16 protein-coding genes and 1 pseudogene are annotated in these 23,259 nt (G+C 34.8%); 14 read left to right on the forward strand and 3 right to left on the reverse strand.

Annotated features, from left to right (window positions below; all coding sequences use genetic code 11):
- The 9 genes from ASJ80_RS14240 to ASJ80_RS14280 form a co-directional block, all read left to right on the forward strand.
- On the forward strand, positions 1-654 hold a 654-nt coding region (locus ASJ80_RS14240), incomplete at its 5' end, for a transglutaminase domain-containing protein (RefSeq protein ID WP_179288753.1).
- Positions 655-1,085: 431 nt separating this feature from the next.
- On the forward strand, positions 1,086-2,576 hold the full coding sequence (locus ASJ80_RS14245) for an Ig-like domain-containing protein (RefSeq protein WP_095652108.1): 1,491 nt from the start codon (positions 1,086-1,088) through the stop codon (positions 2,574-2,576).
- A 538-nt stretch (positions 2,577-3,114) separates the two neighbouring features.
- The gene (locus tag ASJ80_RS14250) at positions 3,115-5,679 is read left to right on the forward strand and encodes an Ig-like domain-containing protein (protein WP_095652109.1); all 2,565 of its coding nucleotides are present in this window, start codon (positions 3,115-3,117) and stop codon (positions 5,677-5,679) included.
- A 470-nt stretch (positions 5,680-6,149) separates the two neighbouring features.
- Positions 6,150-9,590: an Ig-like domain-containing protein gene (locus ASJ80_RS14255; RefSeq protein ID WP_095652110.1), complete on the forward strand. Its 3,441-nt coding sequence runs from the start codon at positions 6,150-6,152 to the stop codon at positions 9,588-9,590.
- A 300-nt stretch (positions 9,591-9,890) separates the two neighbouring features.
- Positions 9,891-10,439: a helix-turn-helix domain-containing protein gene (locus ASJ80_RS14260; protein WP_069583986.1), complete on the forward strand. Its 549-nt coding sequence runs from the start codon at positions 9,891-9,893 to the stop codon at positions 10,437-10,439.
- 23 nt (positions 10,440-10,462) lie between these two features.
- On the forward strand, positions 10,463-12,133 hold the full coding sequence (locus ASJ80_RS14265; protein ID WP_069583987.1) for an AMP-binding protein: 1,671 nt from the start codon (positions 10,463-10,465) through the stop codon (positions 12,131-12,133).
- A gap of 112 nt (positions 12,134-12,245) precedes the next feature.
- Complete coding sequence (locus ASJ80_RS14270; RefSeq protein ID WP_069583988.1) at positions 12,246-12,494, forward strand: 4Fe-4S dicluster domain-containing protein; 249 nt, start codon at positions 12,246-12,248, stop codon at positions 12,492-12,494.
- Positions 12,495-12,496: 2 nt separating this feature from the next.
- Entirely contained in the window at positions 12,497-13,609 is a 1,113-nt protein-coding gene (locus ASJ80_RS14275; protein WP_069583989.1) for a 3-methyl-2-oxobutanoate dehydrogenase subunit VorB, read from the forward strand.
- A 1-nt stretch (position 13,610) separates the two neighbouring features.
- Entirely contained in the window at positions 13,611-15,038 is a 1,428-nt protein-coding gene (locus tag ASJ80_RS14280; RefSeq protein WP_069583990.1) for a 2-oxoacid:acceptor oxidoreductase family protein, read from the forward strand.
- A gap of 134 nt (positions 15,039-15,172) precedes the next feature.
- On the opposite strand, the gene ASJ80_RS14285 is transcribed toward ASJ80_RS14280, so the two are convergent.
- Positions 15,173-15,796, reverse strand: coding sequence for a type 1 glutamine amidotransferase family protein (locus ASJ80_RS14285; RefSeq protein WP_069583991.1), 624 nt, complete (start codon positions 15,794-15,796; stop codon positions 15,173-15,175).
- Positions 15,797-16,275: 479 nt separating this feature from the next.
- Here ASJ80_RS14285 and ASJ80_RS14290 point away from each other — a divergent pair, with 479 nt between their 5' ends.
- The 4 genes from ASJ80_RS14290 to ASJ80_RS16680 all read left to right on the forward strand — a co-directional run bounded on the left by ASJ80_RS14290 (position 16,276) and on the right by ASJ80_RS16680 (position 20,232).
- The gene (locus ASJ80_RS14290) at positions 16,276-17,988 is read left to right on the forward strand and encodes a 2-oxoacid:acceptor oxidoreductase subunit alpha (protein ID WP_069583992.1); all 1,713 of its coding nucleotides are present in this window, start codon (positions 16,276-16,278) and stop codon (positions 17,986-17,988) included.
- Complete coding sequence (locus ASJ80_RS14295) at positions 17,988-18,854, forward strand: thiamine pyrophosphate-dependent enzyme (RefSeq protein WP_069583993.1); 867 nt, start codon at positions 17,988-17,990, stop codon at positions 18,852-18,854. Before ASJ80_RS14290 ends, ASJ80_RS14295 begins: the two co-directional genes overlap by 1 nt.
- A 75-nt stretch (positions 18,855-18,929) precedes the next feature.
- Positions 18,930-19,052, forward strand: a complete 123-nt coding sequence (locus ASJ80_RS17715; RefSeq protein ID WP_275542146.1) for a hypothetical protein — start codon at positions 18,930-18,932, stop codon at positions 19,050-19,052.
- Between the two features lie 970 nt (positions 19,053-20,022).
- On the forward strand, positions 20,023-20,232 hold the full coding sequence (locus tag ASJ80_RS16680) for a hypothetical protein (protein ID WP_169740437.1): 210 nt from the start codon (positions 20,023-20,025) through the stop codon (positions 20,230-20,232).
- A 289-nt stretch (positions 20,233-20,521) separates the two neighbouring features.
- Here the strand turns inward: ASJ80_RS16680 and ASJ80_RS14300 are convergent, their stop codons facing one another.
- Positions 20,522-21,187, reverse strand: coding sequence for an ABC transporter ATP-binding protein (locus tag ASJ80_RS14300; protein ID WP_048082309.1), 666 nt, complete (start codon positions 21,185-21,187; stop codon positions 20,522-20,524).
- A gap of 21 nt (positions 21,188-21,208) precedes the next feature.
- Positions 21,209-22,348: an ABC transporter permease gene (locus ASJ80_RS14305; RefSeq protein WP_048082308.1), complete on the reverse strand. Its 1,140-nt coding sequence runs from the start codon at positions 22,346-22,348 to the stop codon at positions 21,209-21,211.
- Positions 22,349-22,904: 556 nt separating this feature from the next.
- On the opposite strand from ASJ80_RS14305, the pseudogene ASJ80_RS14320 reads away from it, so the two are divergent.
- Positions 22,905-23,219: pseudogene (locus tag ASJ80_RS14320) on the forward strand (hypothetical protein).
- The last annotated feature ends 40 nt before the right edge of the window (positions 23,220-23,259 follow it).

The raw sequence follows: 23,259 nt of genomic DNA on the forward strand, positions 1-23,259 counted from the left end.
GTAGCAGTTACAACAAGCATAAGCGGTAATGTACTAACAATAACACCCAAAAGCAGCCTAACTAAAGGAACAACATACGTATTATACGTACATTCAAAAAGCATCACAGACTTATCAGGAAACAAATACGTATACTCAGGAAGCAAAACCTTCAAAACTGTTTCTGCAACAGTATCAGCGTCCAGCACAACAAGTTCTGCACTGCAGCAATACCTGGTGGCCACATCAAACTGCCAGGTAACTAACTCAGCAATTAAAGCAAAAGCTGCAGCGATAACAAAGGGTAAAACTACAACATATGCTAAAGCAGTGGCAATTTATAACTGGGTAAGGAACAACTTAGGTTATTCATTTTATTACAACACCAAATATGGAGCTACAGGTACTCTTTCTAAAATGACAGGGAATTGTTGCGATACAGCCCACCTGTTAGTTGCTCTTGAGAGAGCTGCAGGAATTCCTGCGCGATACGAGCATGTTTATGCTAAATTCTCAAGCGGTAGCTGGTACGGGCACGTTATTGCCCAAGTATACGTGAACGGTAAATGGTACAACGCAGATGGAACCAGTTACAGTAACTCTTTTGGTGTTATAAAAAATTGGAACACTGCAACTGCAAAAGTATACGGCACATATGCTTCACTGCCTTTTTAGGCAAAGTATATGTTTTTTTATTTCTTTTTCGCATTTAAATTTATTTTAAGATTTAAAAGTATTTAAAAGTTAAATTAATAGTTATTAACCAATTTATAATCGTTTATTTTTCTAAAAACTTATTTAAATATAATTAAGTCATTAAATAAATTATTATACAAATATTATGCCTAATATTACGCACATATTCCGTATAAATTACCTTTTAGAGTTAAATAAGTATTTAATAGCGTTTATTAATGATTTTTAAACCAAAATGTTTATATAATCTATAAAATTTAATATTATAGTGCCCAAAAACTTAAAAAAGTTTCTTAAATTTAAGAATCATTATATCCAAATTATTAAATTTTTTATGCATAGTTTTTGGGTTCGGAGGCGGTAAAATTAAGAAAAAATTACTTTTAGCAATTATAATAGTTTCTTGTATAGTGCTGATTAGTATAAATAATATATCTGCCACCAACGCAACAGTAAACTCAACAAGTTATAAAACAACTGCGGATTTAACTGCACCAACCGTTAAAAGCACAGACCCCACAAATAAAGCAACAAACGTAGCAGTCAACAAAGCAATCAAAGTAACATTCAGCGAATCCATCAAAAAAGGAACAGGATGGATAGAATTAAAAACTAGCAGTGGAAAATCAGTAGCAGTTACAACAAGCATCAGCGGCAACACATTAACAATAACACCCAAAAGCAGCCTAACTAAAGGAACAACATACGTATTATACGTACATTCAAAAAGCATCACAGACTTATCAGGAAACAAATACGTATACTCAGGAAGCAAAACCTTCAAAACAGACGGCACAGCACCCACCATAAAAAGTACCAGCCCTACAAATAAAGCAACAAACGTAGCAGTCAACAAAGCAATCAAAGTAACATTCAGCGAATCCATCAAAAAAGGAACAGGATGGATAGAATTAAAAACTAGCAGTGGAAAATCAGTAGCAGTTACAACAAGCATCAGCGGCAACACATTAACAATAACACCCAAAAGCAACCTAACCCCCGGAACTAAGTACACATTACTCATACACTCTGGAACTGTAACAGATTTATCAGGGAATAAATACGTGTATGCCGGAAGCAAAACCTTCAAGACTAAATCGGAAAATATGCAGGCAGTTTGGTTACCATCGTCATATGTGACTTATAATACTTTAAATGTGACCAAATTAACAAAAATGGGCATCACCGATGTATTCGTAAAAGTCAGCCAAACCAATTATAAAAGCGTGCTTACATCTATTTTCAGCAAAGTCTCAGGAACAGGAATAAATATACATGCATGGATCACATGCTTTTATTATAATGGATCCTGGATCAACCCTCAAAAAAATACGACATACGTTAACAGTTTAATCAGTTTCATTTCAAGTGTTACAAAATACAGTGTAAACGGGAAAAATGTAGATGGAATACATCTAGATTATGTAAGATATCCGGGTACTGCTTACAAATATACGGGTGCAACAGCCACAATAACCTCATTTGTTCAAAAAGTCTATAACACAGTGAAAGCAATCGATTCATCAGTCGCAGTTTCAGCAGCACTAATGCCCGAAGGCTCAGTAAATGCTTATTATTATGGTCAAAATTACACTCAACTCTCAAATTACCTCGATTTCTTAGTACCGATGATCTACAAAGGAAATTATGGATACGACAGTTCAACAGGGACTAACAGTAAAGGGTCAAGTGGTACAAATTGGATAGCTTCAAAAGTATCATATATAGTTAGCCAGGCTAATGGAAAGCCAGTTATAGCTGGTCTTCAAACATATCGTTCAGATAATGACGTGACAGCAATATCTGCAAGTGAATTACAAAACGACATAAATGCGGCGATAAGCAATGGTGCATCAGGATATGCATTATTCCGATACGGATTAATAGACGATGACTTATAGATATTTAAAGTTATAATTAGATTTAAATTGTACAATGCATATACTGCCAGTTCTGAAAACGTATTGGAATTGTAACGGATTTAAGTACTACAAAAGTGAAAATATACGATACATATGCCATTTATTATCATAAGTGTATGTATCCCTTTATTTTTTTATAATTTAAGTACAAAAATTGTATTAACTTATATTTAAAGACACTATAATAAAACATTAACATATATTTAGTTGCTTATTTTCCAAAAATAGCTTTAATTATAGATTATTTAGTTAAAATAAAAACACAAACATATAAATCCACACACAATTATTTAATACGGTATAAGCTAGTTTTAAATGAAAAAATACGATTTAATAATGCTCATTTCACATTTTCAAATCAAAAGATTTATATAATCTGTGAAATTGAACATTATACTGTCCAAAAACTTTAAAAGGTTTCTAAATTTTAAGAAAATATGTTCTTATATTATGAGGCCCCATAGGTGTATTTTTTGGATATGGAGGCGGTAAAATTACGAAGCGAATATTATTAACAATGCTAATTGTTTTGAGTTTAGCATTGCTCAGTATAAATAGCATAGCTGCCGCTGCAGAGAATCAAACCGAGAATATAACCAATATCAACGGACAAAATATTACCAACATAACAAATTCCAGCAACACGACAAATGTTCAAAACTCTACTAAGATTACCAATAATTCAAATATAACAAATTCCAGCAACACGACAAATGTTCAAAAGTCTACAGAAGCCGCTGGTGGAAGTTCATACTCAAAAATGAAGGCAGTTTGGTTAAAAGCTGAAGATGTAAGTACGTTAAATGTTAAAACACTTCAAAATTTAGGAATTACTGATGTATTTGTTAAAACCAATTTAATTTCATCCCCGACCTATCAAAGTGTCTTAACCGAGGTTCTACAGAAATTAAAGGGAACCAATATAAGAGTCCATGCATGGATTACATGTTTTATGGATGCCAATGGTAACTGGGTTAATCCAGCAAATGAAACTCAAAGAGTTTTTTTAATTAACAGCATCGCAGATATCGTAAAAAATTATGGTATAGACGGAATTAATCTAGATTATGTTAGATATCCTGGAACAGCTTATAAGTATACTAATGCAACATGGACCATAACATCATTCGTACAACTTGTTCATGATACAGTGAAATCCATCAATTCATCAGTCGCAGTTTCAGCAGATTTAATGCCAGAAGGATCAGTTAACGCATACTACTATGGTCAAGATTACGCTCAACTTGCACAATACCTCGATTTTCTAGTTCCAATGATTTACAAAGGAAATTATGGATATGACAGTTCAACAGGTACAAACAGTAATGGAAAAAATGGTACATCATGGATAGCTTCAACAGTGGCATATATAGTTAGCCAGGCTAATGGAACTCCAGTTATAGCGGGTTTACAGACTTACCGTTCAGACAAGAATGTAACAGCAATACCTGCAAGTGAATTACAAAATGACATAGATGCAGCAATAAACAATGGATCATCAGGATATGCACTATTTAGATATGGATTAATTAACAGTTCTTTTAGTGTTGACACCACAGCACCAACCATAACAAGCACAAATCCCACAAACAAAGCCACCAACATAGCAACCAACAAAACAATTACAGTAACCTTCAATGAACAGATAGTAATGAGTAGCGGTTGGATTGACCTTTATGATAGTAAAGGAAACCTAATACCAATAACAACCACCATTAGCGGAAACACACTAACAATAACACCCAAAAACAAATTAACCGCAGGAACAACATACAGCACAGCCATCCACACAGGAAGCCTAAAAGACCTCTCAGGCAACCAAATAAAACTCTGCGGAAGCACATTCACAACAGCACCAGCAGACACCACAGCACCAACCATAACAAGCACAAATCCCACAAACAAAGCCACCAACATAGCAACCAACAAAACAATTACAGTAACCTTCAATGAACAGATAGTAATGAGTAGCGGTTGGATTGACCTTTATGATAGTAAAGGAAACCTAATACCAATAACAACCACCATTAGCGGAAACACACTAACAATAACACCCAAAAACAAATTAACCGCAGGAACAACATACAGCACAGCCATCCACACAGGAAGCCTAAAAGACCTCTCAGGCAACCAAATAAAACTCTGCGGAAGCACATTCACAACTGATGGTACAACATTTACCACAGCACAGGTCAATACTGCAGCAGCGAGTGTAAAGTCATACATTGAAACCAACAACAAGTTACCTAATTATGTAACAATTGGTTCAAGTCAAATTACAATGCCGCAGTTCCTACAACTGTTAGTTACAGGTTTGCTACAAATCAATAGTGGAACAAATACCGCGATGGTACCTGGGAACATAAAAGCTCCTACAAGCCCAACTGGAAGCTACATGTATGGAAACGTATACAAAACAGAATATCTAAGCATTGCTCAATCAATTAAATCGTACATAAATTCAAATGGAATAGCTCCAAACTACGCGTCAAGCTCACTAGGGAACATTCAGTATGAGTCATTGATTTACAGTTATTCAAAGATACTTAATTACTACAAAACTAATGGTGCATTACCCGCTTATGTTTTAGTAGATTCATCAGTTACCAACACATCAGTACCTTCAGAGCTACAGCAGTACCTTCAAGCAACTACAAACTGTCAGGTGACCAATTCACAAATTCAGGCACTGGCAAAATCAATAACAAGCGGCAAAACTTCCACATACGAAAAAGCAGTGGCAATATTCAACTGGGTAAGGGACAATACAGATTATGTTTTCTATAGTAACAGTCAGCAGGGAGCTGTAACAACATTAAGCAAAAAATCAGGAAACTGTTGCGATCTTACTCACTTACTGATAGCTCTCGAAAGGGCCGCAGGAATACCTGCAAGATATGAGCATGTCAATGCTAAGTTTTCAAGCGGTACATGGTACGGGCACGTCCTCGCCCAAGTATATGTAAATGGTAAATGGTATAGCGCAGATGCCAGCAACAACATCAATACATTCGGCGTTATCAAAAATTGGGACATCACAACTGCGACAATAAAAGGTACATACGCCACACTGCTATTTTAGGCAAAGTACAATTTTTATTTCTTTTTTTCTTTTTTTATGTCTATTGAAAATCTATTTGGAAAGATCTTAAATTTAATTCTGTATCTAATAATGAAACCCCTATAAACTTAAAATAAAAATTCAATTAATATTTAAACTTTTTATGTTTTTAAAACATTTTTAATCATCACTTAACTTTTTTAAAATTTCATTTGTAAATATTAGCAGTTATTTACTATTTATATACATTTTAATTATGTTCAAAATTAAAAAATACGGTTTTAAAAGTTTATTCTCACAGTTTCAAACCAAAAGGTTTATATAATCTGTGAAAACGAAAATTACAGTGTCCATAAAATCTAAAAGGTTTCTAAACTTTAATAAAACAAGTTCTTAAATTATGAACTAGTTTAGACGTATTTTTTGGATATGGAGGCGGTAAAATTACGAAAAAATCATTATTAACAATTTTACTTATTTTAAGTTTAGCAATGCTCAGCATAAACTGCATATCTGCCGCTACAGAAACTGGAAATACAACTAATACCAGTGAACAGAATATAACTTCAAATGTGATAAACTCAAGCAACACAACAATTCAAAAATCTATGGATACTGCCAATACAACAAATTCCAGCAATACAACAATTCAAAAATCTATGGAAGCTGCTGGTGGAACCTCATACTCTAAGGTGAAAGCAGTATGGATACCAAGTGACTATGTGAGCAGTTTAAACGTTACGGCACTGCAAAACTTAGGAATTACAGATGTATTCGTTAAATCTAACTTAATCTCTACTCCATCATATTCAAGTGTCTTAACCTCTATTTTACAAAAATTAAAAGGTACCAATATAAGAGTTCACGCATGGATCACGTGTTTCAAGGATGCAAACGGTGACTGGATTGATCCTGCAAATAAAACTCAACAAGATTTTTTAATTAACAGCATCACAAGTATTGTAAAAAATTACAACGTAAGCGGAATTAACCTGGATTATATAAGATATTCTGGATCAGGGAGCAATACAGCTGGTGAAAGTGGAACAGCAGCAATAACTGCATTCGTGCAACGAGTTTACAATACAGTTAAATCCATCAATTCATCAGTCGCAGTTTCAGCAGACCTGATGCCTGAAGGCTCGGCTAATGCATATTATTATGGCCAAAATTACACTCAACTTGCACAGTATCTCGATTTTCTAGTTCCAATGATCTACAAAGGTAACTACGGATACAACAGTTCAACAGGTACCAGCAGCAGCGGAAAAAATGGTACATCATGGATAGCCTCAACAGTGGCATATATAGTTAGCCAGGCTAATGGAACTCCAGTTATAGCGGGTTTACAGACTTACCGTTCAGACAAGAATGTAACAGCAATACCTGCAAGTGAATTACAAAATGACATAGATGCAGCAATAAACAATGGATCATCAGGATACGCATTATTCAGATATGGGCTGATTAACAGTAGTTTTGGCATGGACAGTACCATACCTACAGTCAAAAGCATCGATCCAGCAAACAACTCAGTAAACGTGCCAATCAACAAAGTAATTAAGGTAACTTTCAGCGAATCAATAAAAAGAGGAACACTATCAATATATGTTAAAAATTCATCTACTGGAAAGTACGTACCCATAACTACTTCAATCAGCGGTAATGTTTTAACAATAACCCTAAACAGCAATTTAACTAAAGGAACGACATACAACATAATCTTAAATGCAGGTAGTATAACTGACCTGGCAGGAAACGCGCTAAAAGCATACACAACTAAATTCACAACTGATGCAACAGCGCCGACTGTCAAAAGTATAGACCCATCAAACAACTCTGCAAACATACCAATCAACAAAACAATCAAAATTACATTCAGCGAACCAGTAAAAGCAGGAACACTATCAATATACCTTAAAAACTTAAAAACAGGAAAATATGTGACAGTAACTAAAAAAATCAGCAGTAATATCCTAACAATAACACCAGCCATCAGTTTAACCAAAGCGACATTATACTATGTAATACTGAATGCAGGAAGTATAACCGACCTGGCAGGAAATTCATTGAAGTCATATACCACTAAATTCACAACCGACAAAACAGCACCAACTATTAAAAGCATAGACCCATCAAACAACTCTGCAAACATAGCAATTAACAAAGTAATTAAGGTCACCTTCAGCGAACCAGTAAAAGCAGGGACACTATCAATAAGGGTTAAAAATCTAAAAACAGGATCATATATTTCAATAGCTAAAAAAATCAGTGGAAACACCCTAACAATAACTCCAACCAGTAATCTAATTAAAGCTACACAATATGCAGTGGTATTGAATGCAGGAAGTATAACCGACCTGGCAGGAAATTCATTGAAGTCATATACCACTAAATTCACAACCGACAAAACAGCACCAACTATTAAAAGCATAGACCCATCAAACAACTCTGCAAACATAGCAATTAACAAAGTAATTAAAGTTACATTCAACGAGCCAGTAAAAACCGGAACACTATCCATAAAACTCAAAAATCTAAAAACAGGAACCTACGTGTCAATAACCAAAACGATCAGCGGGAACACCCTAACAATAAAACCAACTAGCACCCTAACTAAAGCAACACAATATGCAGTGGTATTGAACGCAGGAAGTATAACCGACCTGGCAGGAAATGCAATAAGATCATATACAACCAAATTTACTACTGATTCTACAGCACCAACCGTTAAAAGCATAGACCCATCAAATAACAGTGTAAACGTGCCCCTTGGCAAAGTGATTAATGTTACATTCAGTGAATCAATAAAAGCAGGGACACTTGGAGTAGGGGTTAAAGACCGGACAGGGAAATATATACCCATAACTACCTCAATTAGTGGCAATGTTCTAACAATAACTCCAAAAAGTAATTTAACCAATGGAACACTGTATTATATAGTATTGAACGCAAGTAGTGTAACTGACCTAGCAGGAAACGCATTAAAAGCATATACTACCCAATTCACCACCAATGGAACAATATTTACTATAACACAGATCAATGCTGCAGCAGCAAGCGTCAAATCATACGTTGAATCCAACAACAGGCTGCCAAATTATGTAACAATTGGTACAAGCCAGGTTAAAATGCCCCAGTTCTTACAACTTTTAGTTACAAGTTTACTGCAGATCAACAACAAAACAAATACATTCATGATACCTGGAAGTATAAATGCTCCTGAAAGCCCAACTGGAAGTTATATGTATGGAAATATAGTTTTAACCGAATATTTAAGCATTGCACAGAATATCCGGAATTATATAAATTCAAATAACTGTGCACCTAATTACATGACAAGTTCACTAGGAAATATTCAGTATGAGTCATTGGTTTACATATACTCCAAGATACTCAACTATTACAAAACAAATGGTAACTTACCAAATTATGTTTTAGTAGATTCATCAGTTACAAATACAGCAATACCATCTGAATTACAGCAGTACCTTCAAGCAACAACAAACTGCCAGGTAACCAATTCACAAATTCAAACACTGGCAAAATCATTGACAAGCGGTAAAATTTCTGCATATGACAAAGCAGTGGCAATATTCAACTGGGTAAGGGACAAATTAGGTTATTCGTTCTATTACAACACCAAATATGGTGCTGTCGGCACTTTAAATGCAATGACTGGAAATTGCGTTGATACAGCCCACCTTTTAATCGCTCTTGAAAGGGCTGCAGGGATACCCGCAAGATACGAGCATGTTTATGCTAAGTTCTCAAGTGGTAACTGGTATGGGCACGTTATTGCACAAGTTTGGGTTAACGGCAAATGGTACAATGTAGATGCAACCAGCTACAGTAACACTTTCGGTGTTATTAAAAACTGGAATGCTTCGACAGCTACATACAAAGGCACATATGCTACACTTCCTTTCTAGGCAAAGCATATGCATTTTTTTCTTTTTTATTATTTTTGAATAATTCACTGCTTTTGGAACGTATTTTTTAACAAATGATTTAGCTTGTTGAACTTTGGACTTAGCATAATTTACAAGTTAAATAAAAAAAGTAAATCATCTGTGAGACGATCATTTATAAATATCAGTAAACATAAATTGTCATTAATAATCATTATATAATATAAGAGTTACACTTAAATTTTTATCATTCTCAATTTTAAGTTACTTTGAAAATATTACACACTTAAAATATTCAGATTTCGAAGAGATGGTGTCAGCATGAACGAAAAAACAAAAGAAATAGGATCACGCATATTTGAACTTAGGGATTTATCAGAAATAAGTGCCGAAGAAATGGCGGAATACCTGAAAATTGATGTTGAAAAATACATGGAATACGAAAGTGGGGCTTTAGATATTCCTGCAAGTATTCTGTATGAAATAGCACATAAATTAAGTGTTGATATGGGTCTGCTGCTTACTGGTGAAGAAACCAGAATGCACATTTTCACTGTTACAAGGAAAGGTAAAGGAGCCGCAGTAGAAAGACGTGAACAGTACAAATATGAGAACCTTGCTGAAAAATTTATCCATAAAAAAGCCGAACCATTTATAGTTACTGTTAATCCAAAGGATAAAGAACCTTCCAAAAATTCACATCCAGGGCAGGAACTGGATTACGTTCTTGAGGGAACTCTTAAGTTTTATATCCATAATAATGAACTTATTCTTGAGGAAGGAGATTCAATATTCTTTGATTCATCATATGAACACGCTATGGAAGCTTTAAACGATAAATCAGCTAAATTCCTTGCTATAGTGATGTAAAACCAGTGAAAAGAGGTAAAATTATGTCTTCCTTATTAAACAAATTTGTTCCAAAGAGAGAATTTGAATCTTACGAAGATTTTAAAGAGAATTTTAAGATAGATGTTCCAGATAATTTTAATTTCGCTTATGATGTTGTCGATGAATATGCAGAAAACATTCCAGATAAAATTGCAATGGTATGGTGCAATGATGAAGGTGATGAACAGGTTTTCACCTTTGCAGATATGAAATATTACAGTGATAAAGCCGCTAACTTCTTTAAAAAATGTGGAATTAAAAAAGGCGATACTGTAATGCTTACACTTAAAGCGCGCTATGAATTCTGGTTCTGTATCATTGGCCTTCACAAAATAGGTGCAGTAGTAATTCCTGCAACCCACATGCTAAGAGCTGAAGATATAGTATACAGAATAGAAAGTGCGGGACTTAAGATGGTAGTCTGTATTGCTGAAGACGGCGTTCCAGAATATTTCGATGAAGCAGATACTGAATTAGAGGATACCAAGGTTATAAAAGTTATAGTCGGAGATGAAGATAGAGAAGGATGGTTAAACTTCAGGAAAGAACTTGAAAAAAGCCCTCTTGAATTTAACCGCCCTACAGGTGATGAGAATACAACAAATGAGGATATATCTCTAATTTATTTCTCATCAGGAACTGTAGGCCTCCCCAAAATGGTAAAACATGATTTTACTTACCCTTTAGCCCATATAGTCACTGCAAAATACTGGCAAAATGTAGTGGAAGATGGACTTCATTACACAGTTGCTGATACTGGCTGGGGAAAGGCAGTTTGGGGCCAGTTATATGGGCAGTGGATATCAGGCAGTGCTGTATTTGTATATGATTATGAACGGTTCGATGCTGCACATATGCTGGAAAAAGCATCAAAATATGGCGTTACAACCTACTGTGCTCCACCAACCATTTACAGGTTCATGATAAAGGAAGATATGTCAAAATATGATTTTTCAACCCTTGAATATGCAGTAACAGCAGGAGAACCTTTAAATCCTGAAGTTTACAATAAATTCTATGAATTTACAGGTTTAACCTTAAAAGAAGGTTTTGGTCAAACAGAAACCGTTGTGTCTATCGCTAACTTCCCCTGGATTAAACCAAAACCAGGTTCAATGGGAAAACCATCGCCAATTTATGATATAATGATTGTGGATAAAGAAAATAAACCCGCAGATATTGGTGAAGAGGGAGAAATTGTCATTCGAACGGGTGGTAAAAAGCCAATAGGACTGTTTGGAGGCTACTACCGCAACCTGCAAAAAACAAAGGAAACTTGGTATGATGGATGTTACCACACAGGCGATACTGCATGGATGGATGAAGACGGCTATTTGTGGTTTGTTGGAAGAACAGATGATATAATTAAAAGTTCAGGTTACCGAATTGGCCCATTTGAAGTGGAAAGTGCAGTTATATCACACCCTTCAGTGTTAGAATGTGCCATAACTGGATTCCCTGACCCAGTAAGAGGACAGGTAGTAAAAGCAACGATCGTTCTTACAAAAGATTATGAACCTTCAGAAGAATTAAAAAAAGAGATTCAAAATCATGTTAAAAAGGTAACAGCACCTTATAAATATCCTCGTGTTATTGAATTTGTGGATGAACTCCCCAAAACAATAAGCGGGAAGATAAGAAGGGTTGAAATACGAAACAAAGATCATGAATAATTAGAGTATATAATATTGCTAATTATTTTTTTTTAATTTTAAATTTTAAATCTCTCAAAAAGAGTTTGAGAGTGTTTATTTAAATAATCTAATTAATTTAGAAGGATATATCATGTCTAAATCAAGAAAAGAACCTTACCCTGTAATCAACACTTTAGAATGCAAAGCATGCGAGAGATGTATTTTAGCATGCAGAACAAGTGCTCTAAAGATGAGTGATGAGGTAAATAAAAGAGGATACAGATACGCAGTTTATGAAGGCGAAGGATGTACAGGATGTGGAGATTGTTATTATACATGCCCCGAGCCATTAGCTATTGAAATTCATATTCCAAAGAAAACTGAAAAGAAGGAGGATTAAACATGGCAACTCAACTTATAAAAGGAAACACTGCAATTATAATAGGAGCCATGTATGCAGGCTGTGACTGTTATTTTGGGTACCCAATCACGCCTGCAAGTGAAATTCTTCATGAAGCTTCTAAATATTTCCCAATGGTAGGAAGAAAGTTTGTACAGGCAGAATCAGAAGAAGCCGCCATAAACATGGTTTATGGTGGGGCTGCAGCAGGCCATAGAGTTCTAGGAGCCTCTTCAGGCCCAGGTATGAGCTTAAAACAGGAAGGAATATCATTTTTAGCAGGTGCAGAACTGCCATGTGTTATTGTAGATGTTATGAGAGCAGGTCCTGGACTTGGAAATATCGGACCGGAACAGGGAGATTACAATCAGCTTGTAAAAGGTGGAGGCCACGGTAACTACAAAAACATAGTATTAGCACCAAATTCTGTCCAGGAAATGTGCGATTTTACCATTAAAGCCTTTGAAATTGCAGAAAAATGGAGAAATCCAGTTATTATTATCGCCGATGCAGTTCTCGGCCAGATGGTAGAACCGCTTCAATTCCCAGAAGAATCAGTTGAACCCAAAATTGACACATCATGGGCAGTATGTGGAAATGCTGAAACAAAAAGTAATCTGGTTACCTCAATATTCCTTGATTTTGACCAGTTAGAAGAATTTAACTACAAAATTCAGGAAAAATACCAAAAAATAAAGGAAACAGAGGTTAAATACGAGGAATACATGATGGACGATGCTGAAATAGTCCTCATATCCTATGGAATAAGCAGCAGAATATCAAGATCTGCCGTGGAAGCTGCAAGGAAGGAAGGTATAAAAGCAGGGCTCTTCAGGCCAAAGACTCTGTTCCCATTCCCTGAAAAAGAACTTAAAAAAATCGCCGATTCCAAGAATCCTAAGTTCATATCTGTCGAAATGAGCAACGGGCAGATGCGTGAAGATATTAAAATGGCAATCGAATGCAAAGATGTGGAACTTGTAAACAGGATGGGTGGGAATATAATAGAACCTCGTGATGTTTTAAATAAAATAAGAGAAGTTGCAGGGATTGAAGGAAATTCCAAGAATTTCCTGAACGACAAAAATATTGAAAATATTTTTGGAGGGGAATAAAATGGAAGAAAAAATCATTAAAAAGCCGGAGTCCATCCTCGACACATTTGAGAGAAAAGGGGGCAGTGCACCCACAGCAACACATTACTGTCCAGGCTGCGGCCATGGAATTTTACACAAGCTCATTGGAGAAGCCATAGATGAGCTGGAAATAGAAGATAGAGCTGTACTTATAAGTCCAGTTGGCTGTGCTGTATTTGCTTATTATTATTTTGACTGCGGAAATGTCCAGGTAGCTCACGGAAGAGCTCCTGCTGTTGCAACAGGAATTACAAGGGCAGAAGATAATGCAATTGCAATGCTGTATCAAGGAGATGGAGATTTAGCTTCAATTGGGCTTAACGAAACAATTCAAGCTGCAAACCGTGGGGAAAAAATTGCAGTCTTTTTCGTTAACAACACAGTTTATGGAATGACGGGAGGGCAGATGGCACCTACCACGCTTATTGGAGAAGTTACTGTAACCTGCCCTACTGGAAGAGATCCAAGATTTGCAGGTTACCCTCTCCATATGTGCGAATTACTGGATAACCTCCAGGCACCAGTATTTATTGAAAGGGTTTCACTTTCAGATGTTAAGCACATAAGAAAGGCAAAAATCGCCGTGAAGAAAGCGCTTAGAATACAGAAAGAGAACAAAGGATACGCATTTGTTGAATTCCTCTCACCATGTCCAACAAACCTCAGGCAAGATGCTCTCGGCGCGGAAAAATTCATAAATGAAGAGATGGAAAAAGAGTTCCCGCTTAAAAGATTTAGGGATAAAACAAAAGAAGTAGAACCTCTTTGCAGGGGTAAAAGTGACTTTTCAAAAGGATCACTCGACAAAATCTTTAATATTGGAAGCGAAAGCACAGGAGCTGCCATAAATAACCCTGATTTTGGAGAAAAACGAATTAAAATTGCAGGATTTGGTGGTCAAGGTGTTTTAAGTATGGGTTTAACCCTTGCAGAAGCCGGGATGAAAGCACAGCACTATGTATCATATTACCCTGCCTACGGACCTGAACAGAGGGGAGGATCATCCAACTGTGCGGTAATTATCTCAGGTGAAGTAATAGGTTCTCCTGTAGTTAATGAAGTCGATGTTCTTGTAGCTCTAAATAAACCTTCACTGGAAGAATTCGTAGATGAAGTAAAAGATGGTGGTTTAATTATCTATGATTCCTCAATAGGGTACTTTAAAGCTCCAGGAGGTATTGAATCAATTTCTGTTCCTGCATTTAAGATTGCAAAAGAACATGGCGTTAAAAGAGCAGGCAATACTGTCTTACTCGGGGTTTTAATGGCTCTTGGACATACTGAACTTCCGGAAGAAGTGTTTAAAGACGCCATAAAACATACCTTCTCTAAAAAGCCTAAATTAATCCCAGTTAACCTTGAAATACTTGAAGCTGGGGCAAAATGGGCCAGGGAAAACTTAAGCTGAACTTTTAATATTTTTTCTTTTTATCCTCAAATCCTTTTTTTTGATGCTTACTTTTAAATCCTCAAATTTAAAAGCAGTTTAGATGCCAAAATTTAAGTTAAATTCCAATAAAAAATGAGTGGCTAGGATGAATTTCATTTTTCAATGGATTCCATTAAGGCATAGAAAAACTTTGCTTCCTTAGTTTTATATAATTGATACCATGCTTCCAGAGTTTCAGTTTTCATTATATTTATTCTTTTTAATATTTCATATGAAAACTCTAATGGGGCAATACTACTAGCTGTTATTAAATTGTCGTCTGTAACTGCTGGTTGATTTAAATAGAAATTCTCTCCGGCGTATTCAGGACAAAACATTTTTAAAAATTCTATGTCATTACTGGTATGTTTTCTATTGTTTAATATTCCTTTATTTGCCAGGGCGACTGTAGCTCCGCAAATTGCTGCAATAATTACTTTTTTATCTATAATACCAGAAACAATATCTATTATTTTTTTATTTTCCTCTTCCATCCATGTATCTGCTCCAGGTAAAATAAGTAAATCATCTTCCTTAAACCTGATATTGTCAACACTCTTGTCAGGGACAATTGTAATGCCTCCCATTGTTTTTATGGGTTCTGTAGTATTACCTATTTTTATAAGCTCGACTAGAGGTTTTGTTTTGTCCAAATATCTGCCACTATTCAGTTCAGCGATCAAATAACTGATTTCCCAGTCGGCTAATGTGTTTAATACATATAAATATACTTTCATAAAATCTCCTTAAATATTAATGTTTATAAGTTTATCTTTTTTTAAGTAAAATGAAAGAAACCCCATTATCCCCCACTATAAATAAATAATCATCAGCCATGTAATTATTTAAACATTCATTTCAAGGATTTTTTTCTTATCCTACTCCCGGACTATATGAATAAACCTGTTCAATACATATTTTGCTAATTTTAGTTCTAAATATTATTTACTTGTAAGTTTTAATCTTGAAGGGCTTATTTCCAGAAGAAAGATTAAAAACCATAAACCTAAAAGCATAAAATAGTTATTAAGCTATAATTAAGTTTATAATTTAAAATTAAACATAAATTTTGCTAAATTAAATTTATAATACTAATTCTTTTTTAATAAATTATAATTTTATGTTAAAAGTATTGACTTTTCCGTAAAATCTAAGTAAAATCTCGCCAATAAATTATATTATAAATCTTGAAATTTTTATTATCAGGTGATAAAACATGACTAAATTTGAAGATGTTTCCATAGTCCTATGTGGTGAAGCAGGACAGGGTATCCAAACTGTTGAAGAAATACTAGTGCAGGCCGTTAAACTTGGAGGATATAACGTTTTTTCCTCAAAAGAATACATGTCAAGAATAAGAGGAGGAGAAAACTCCACTGAAATAAGGGTATCCTCAAATAGAGTAATGACTTACGTTAACAGGATAGATATATTGATTGCAATAAGTAGAGGAGCCATAAATCACCTTAAAGATAGAATATCTAATGACACAATCATAATGGGAGATGAGGACACTTTAAAAGATATAAAAATGCCCTCCCTGATAAAAATTCCATTTTTAAAAACTGCTAAGGCTATTGGAGGGCCCATATTTGCAAACATCATTGCTGCAGGTGCGCTTTCAAGAATTTTAAATATTGATTCCCAGATATTTAATGAGTGCATAACTGCCATGTTTGGAAGAAAAGGCGAAAAAATACTTGAAGGCGACCTTAAAGCTGGAGAAGAGGGTTATAAAGTTGGGGAAGACCTTATACAATCTGGAAAGTTCAATATTAACATCAAAAAAGACCCCCAGATACGAGATGAGCTTTTATTAAACGGCACAGAAGTAGTAGGTTTTGGTTGTATTGCAGGGGGCTGTAAATTCATGTCATCATATCCTATGACCCCTTCTACTCCTCTTCAAACTTTCATTGCAGGAAATTCCACAGAATTTGGCATGATTTTTGAACAGGCTGAAGATGAAATAGCTGCAATAAACATGGGATTAGGGGCATCTTATGCCGGTGCAAGATCAGTTGTAGCGACTTCTGGAAGTGGGTTTGCACTCATGAGCGAAGCTGTGGGGTTATCAGGGATGATAGAAACTCCTATAGTTATATACCTTGCCCAGCGCCCAGGCCCTGCAGTTGGACTGCCTACACGAACTGCACAGGAAGATCTTAAACTTGCCCTTTATTCCGCCCCAGGTGAAACTCCAAGGGCAATTTTTGCCCCCGGAAAATTCGAAGATGCATTTTATTTAACACACCATGCATTTAACCTTGCAGACAAACACCAAATCCCTGTTTTTATACTCTCCGACCAGTATTTTGCAGACATATACTACAATTTACCTGACCTTAACCTGGATGAAGTAAAATTCCAGAAATATATCGTTAAAACAGATGAAAACTACAAAAGATATGAAATAACTGAAAATGGAATATCTCCAAGAGGAGTTCCAGGATATGGAGATGGACTTGTAGTCGTTGATTCAGATGAACACGATGAAGAAGGGCACATAACCGAAGACCTCAATCTCAGAAATATAATGGTAGAAAAACGCCTTTATAAAAAGCTTAAAGGAATTGAAGAAGATGTAATTCCTCCAGAACTTATAGGGCCTTCAGATTATGATATTCTGGCCATAGGTTGGGGCTCTACATATGGTGCTATAAAAGAGGCATTAGATAACCTGAAAAATGATAAAACTGCCTTTTTATATTTCAAACAGGTTTATCCACTACACAGGGAAACTAAGAACTATCTTGAAAAAGCCAAAAAAACAATTATTTTTGAAAATAATGCCCAGGGGCAGTTTGCAAATCTCATAAAAATGGAAACTGGCTTTGAAATTGGTGAAAAATCACTGAAATATAATGGAATGCCTTTTTCAGTTGAAGAAGTTATAGAAACCTTAAAAGACATAATGGAGCTGTTATAATGGATCCAAAAGTCTTTGATATCGAAAATGCAGATGTGGCATGGTGTCCGGGTTGTGGGGACTTTTCAATTCTCAGGACATTAAAAATGGCCCTTGCTGAGCTTGAAATCGATTCCAGTGAGCTTGTACTTGTATCTGGAATTGGTCAAGCGGGAAAACTTCCCCATTATCTTAAATCCCACACATATAACAGCCTTCACGGCAGGGCAGCTTCTCCTGCAACTGCAATAAAGGCTGTAAATAAAGGCCTTAAAGTGATAATTACAACCGGTGATGGGGATATGTATGGGGAAGGTGGAAACCATTTCATGCACACAATCCGTCGAAATCCAGATATAACTACTATAGTGCACAACAACATGGTTTACGGTCTGACCAAAGGCCAAGCGTCACCAACCACTCAAAAAGATTTTAAAACACCGCTGCAGGTTGAAGGCGTATCTTTAGAACCTTTTAATCCACTATCTATTGCAATTGGCCTTGATGCATCTTTTGTTGCCAGGACATTTGCAGGAGATATGAATCATATGAAAGAAATCTTTAAAAAAGCAATTGAACACAAAGGATATTCCCTTGTCGATGTATTCCAACCCTGTGTTACATATAACAAAATAAATACATTCAAATGGTTTAAAGAAAATGTGTACTATCTTGATGACTCATATGACCCCCACAATAGGAGTGAAGCCTTCAAAAAAGCCATAGAATATCTTAAATTCCCACTTGGAGTTTTATACATTAATCCAAATAAAACACCTTATGAAGATATTTTAACAGTTTACAATGAAGAAGATACACCCTTATATGAAAGAGATGTTGATATGGAGAAATTAAAGAATCTCATTAGATCAAAAAGGAAAATCTAAAAATTATATTTTTATGAATAAATAAAGAATATTTAACAGAAAAGTTCTGATCAACCGCTCAAAAATCGAAGATTTTTGCCGGGATTGATCAAAAAAATCCGGCAGAATGATAGTTCTGCGGCCCGAAAAATCGAAGCTGACAAAAACAAAGTTTTTGTCGCCCACGAACATGAAATGTTCGGGGCCGAGGAAATGTAATTTCCTACGGCGTCAAAATTGAAAATTTTGACAGATTTTTCGACGGCCTCGCGAAAAAGCAAGTCAAGCAAAAACTACGTTTTTGCTGCCTGCAAAACTGAAAGTTTGCAAATCCCTCAAAATTCGAAGAATTTTGGGGCAGCGAATCAAAGATTCGCATGCTTTGATTTGCAACATGCAAAAAACGGAGTTTTTCGCGGTTACGAAACGCAGTTTCGTAAACATCGAAAATCTACGATTTTCGAAAGTTTTGCGATTCGGGAAACTTCGTTTCCCTCAACGTCAAAATCGAAGCTTGCGAAACTTTGTTTCGCGCTCCAAACCCTTCGGGTTTGAGAGATTTTGACAGTTTTCGCTGCGGAAAAAGAAACCAAATTACAACATTAAATATCTTATGAAAAACAAAGCAAAATAACTTATAATAAAATTTAAACAATTTCTATGCAACGAAAACTTTAAATTAGATAAAAATTAACGTATGACGCCCATTTCAAGAGTGGCCGTGTAGCTGGCACAAATTTTGTTTTTGCGAGGAATTAACAGATTTAACACCCAATTAAATGGAGTATGTTAAAAGTTATTCCTTATAAGATGATATGCATAACACTTAAAGTCCACCAAAAGAACATAGCCCCCATACAGAAATGACTTATCAACTATTAGTCCTACTTACAAGCAGAACTTTTAGTGGATAATAGATAACACGCTTCTCGTAGGATTTCAAACTACCATACATTTTTATATGGACAGGAATTCACACCTAATTTTAGATCTCAAAAAAATGAAATTAGGAATGTTGCAAAACTTGGAATGGAATTATAAAGATGAGAATCTATTGTTTAACTGGTTTTCGGAACGAAACTTGAGTTTAAATACGCAAGATGTTTACATTTATGCATATAATTGAAATTTTACTGCTTTGTAATATAGTCGTATAACGACCGAAGGCGAAAAGCAAATATCATTAAAGTTGTCAGAAAGACAATTAAAAGAACTGCGAAACTACGCAGAACAAACCGGAGAAAACCCCATCAGCTACCACATAAGACAAGCCATAACCAATACCTACAACAACAAAAAGGAAAGTGAAAAAAGGTTAATGGTAGTGATACTAAGACGGGTAGTCTGGCTGAGTTTAAAAAATAGTTTAGAGCAGAGTATGGTGATCATGTGCAAGTGAGTCGACGGGATATTAGTCATTTTATCATGAATAGGTATGGCGTTCATGATTCGAGGTCTATTAAGAATCGTATTGATTTTTTAATAGCACAAGCTGTTATAATGCCTTTTGCTCCGAATGTATATAATATTACTCAACTCTAAGGTGTGGCTTCTAGTTTGATTTTGTAGGTGAGACACTTCTCCTTATCAGGAACACACAATGGAGTGACTTAATTCTCTTCGTTCATGACAATAAGTTTTAAAATTTTGCATGTACTACAATAAAATGGGCTATCAATTTTTATCAATTATCCATTTGCTATTTTTCCATCTAAAATATTAACGATTCTTCCAGCCTGTTGTGCTATGTTTGGATCATGGGTTATGATTATTAAGGTAATATTTTCTTCTTTGTGTAAATCCTTCAGTAATTGTAGAATTTTCTGAGAATTATCAGAATCTAAAGAACCTGTTGGTTCATCAGCAAGAATGATGGATGGATTGTTAACAAGTGCTCGTGCAACAGCAATTCTTTGTCTTTCACCACCAGACAACTTTTTAGGAGAAAATTTAGCTTTATCTTCCAAACCTACTTTTTTCAATAATTTGGAAGCTCTTTTTTCTCTTTCATCTGATGAAATTTTTAATTCATAGGTTGGAAGTTCAATGTTCTCAAGTGAAGACAACATAGGAAGAAGGTTGTGTAGTTGAAAAACAAAACCAATGGTTTCACTACGGAAATTACTTAAATCTTTCTCTAATAAAAGATCATGACCATCCACAACAATCTTCCCGTTGTCTGATCTATCCAACGAACCAATCATATTCAACAGTGTTGATTTACCAGAACCCGATGGACCCATAATGGCTACAAATTCACCTTCTTCAATTGTTAAATTGATACCATCTAACGCTTTAACATTCCCATTCTCATAATATTTTGATAAATTTTCAATCTCGACGACATTAACCATGTAAATCACAACCCGCTATTATTATTCCTCCTTTACAGCTTCAGCTGGAGATAATCTACTTGCCCTAATAGCAGGTAATAATGCACCTGACAAAGCCATGACAACAACAATCATAAACGTATTTAAAAACGTTTTAAATGACAAGGTTCCCAAGAAGTTAAAGAAATCAATCCTATAAAAAGGATGCATCAGATATATAGCAAAAGTTATTAAAATTGCAATTATCGAAGCAAATATAAATGAAACTATGGATATTATGAACGTTTCACTCATTACCATTGCAAAAATTCTCCTCGATTTCCAACCTATCGCCTTTAAAACACCAATTTCTCGTGTTCTATCACCAACGGACTTCATCATAATAATTAAAGTCAATAAAATCCCTATTATCGTTGGAACAAATATAAATATTATTTTATTTACCAACTCTTGATAGTTGTAATCTTTTTCTCCTTCTTCAGTAGGACCCATAATACTAATATTTTCATTAATATATTGATTTTTTAAATCTTTGGTAATTTCTATATTATTTACACCTTCTTTAGTTTGAATAAGAATTTCTTCAACAGACCCGTTTTTATAATCTATAGGTAAATTATATAATGTTTCAAATTCTTGAACATTTTTTAACGAAGTGTAAAATTTATCATCATTCTTACTTATTTTAATAGTTACTCCAACGATTTTATATTTATTTTTATTAATAAAAACATATTCTCCAACCGTTTTATTTAACTTCGCAGCAATATCGTTAGATAACACTACTTCTTTTTCATTATCATTAAATTTTCTGCCATTAGCAAGCATCATTTTCATGAAATCTGTATCCGATGAATTAACACCCATCACAGTACCATTAATACCCTCAATATCGCACCTACCACTAATTAACCCAACTACATTTTCAATACGATTATCTTTTTTTAGCTCATCTATTAAACTTTCACGTATGGGTAGTGAAGCTTGAGTAATATTATTCTCAGATCCTACTATCAATATATCCTCATTAGGTATGAATTTTTCATTCAATCCCTGGCTTGTTTGTATATTAATTGCAAAAAAAAGAATTATTAATATTGGTATGGATATGCCTAATAATTGATATAGAGTTCTTGATTTTTTTCTAAATGAACTTTTTAAAATAAACTTTTTAAATGACATGATATACTTCCTCATTTGAAAATTTGAGATCCGCTGCCCAATTCTGATAACAATATATTAAATCTGTTATAATGCTGAAAAAATAGGATCTTAAAAATAGAGTGTTAATATATTAATTAACACTACCAAGAAACACCTATTCCCCCATCACTTCTCATATAAAAACCCAACACAGAAGGCACATAATTCCAAGCTATATCTGTATTTGGGTTAAACCATCCCAACGGGTTTATATACATTCTCCTCCAACCATCTGTTATAATTCTCTGGTGATGGTTGGTACCGAAGTCCCAATTCATAGTCTGCTGTCCATTCCCATTAAATAGTTTTAAATTACCTTGACAATTATGAGTATAGATCGTTGAGTAGTGAGCCGCAGCGACCGCATTTACTGAGCACAATAGTACAACAATCATTAACACTATCAAAGCATTTTTTTTAAACATTTATATTCGCCTCTCCATTTTTTTTATTATCTTATTACAGACTTAAAAACTTAGATCTATTTAAACTGTTGGTTATTACATAAACCGTACTGTCAAAAACGTGAGATTGGTTGTCAAAAAGAGGATATGCACTTGTCGATGTATTCCAACCCTGTGTTACTTATAACAAAATAAACACATTCAAATGGTTTAAAGAAAATGTGTACTATCTTGACGACTAATATGACCCCCATGACAGAAGTGAAGCTTTCAAAAAGGCAATAGAGTTCCTTAAATTCCCGCTCGGAATTTTATATATCAATCCCAATAAAACACCTTATGAAGACATATTATCAGTTTACTGGGAAGAAAAAACTCCATTATATGAAAGAGAAGTTGATATGGATAAATTAAAGGCTCTTATTGAGTCAAAACGAAAGATTTAACCATTAGTTTATCTTGGGATTAATCCAATGAAAATAGGTT

The sequence above is a fragment of the Methanobacterium bryantii genome (assembly GCF_002287175.1).
Classification (GTDB): Archaea; Methanobacteriota; Methanobacteria; order Methanobacteriales; family Methanobacteriaceae; genus Methanobacterium_D; species Methanobacterium_D bryantii.